This window comes from Enterobacter sp. ENT03, from assembly GCF_019218745.1.
GTDB lineage: Bacteria > Pseudomonadota > Gammaproteobacteria > Enterobacterales > Enterobacteriaceae > Enterobacter_D.
In genome coordinates this window covers 1-354 of record NZ_JAHUXA010000053.1, presented here as the reverse complement: position 1 = coordinate 354, position 354 = coordinate 1, and the positions used below count along the sequence as shown (strand labels likewise).

The following is a 354-nucleotide window of genomic DNA, read 5'->3' as shown; positions in this document are numbered from 1 at the left end:
GGATACATGGCAGAAAAGCGGTGTCTGCACTGGCATTATCAGGCAAGCAGCGTCAGGGTCAGGCGTGTGCTGTCTTACCTGAGGCTGGCAGAGGAAGTCATCCGGCATGAACCGGGGAAAGTGAGGCGGCTGAATATAGGTAACGAGATGAAAAGGCTGGGAAAAGAGTACAGTAATATGGTCATGGCAGCATGACCATATTACCGGGGATCCCTCAGCCCTTTGGGTGTACAGTCCGGGGACATCATGAACACTTGTTCGGGGACATGGTAGACACTTACAACTAAGGCATAAGAACCCGTTTATGGAGTCGCTTATGCCCTGGGATGCGAGAGATACCATGTCATTACGTAC

1 pseudogene is annotated in these 354 nt (G+C 51.4%); it reads left to right on the top strand.

The features are described 5' to 3' along the window. A pseudogene (locus tag KW828_RS21705) lies at positions 1 to 195 on the top strand (IS4 family transposase); the annotation flags it as partial. Positions 196 to 354: the final 159 nt, after the last annotated feature.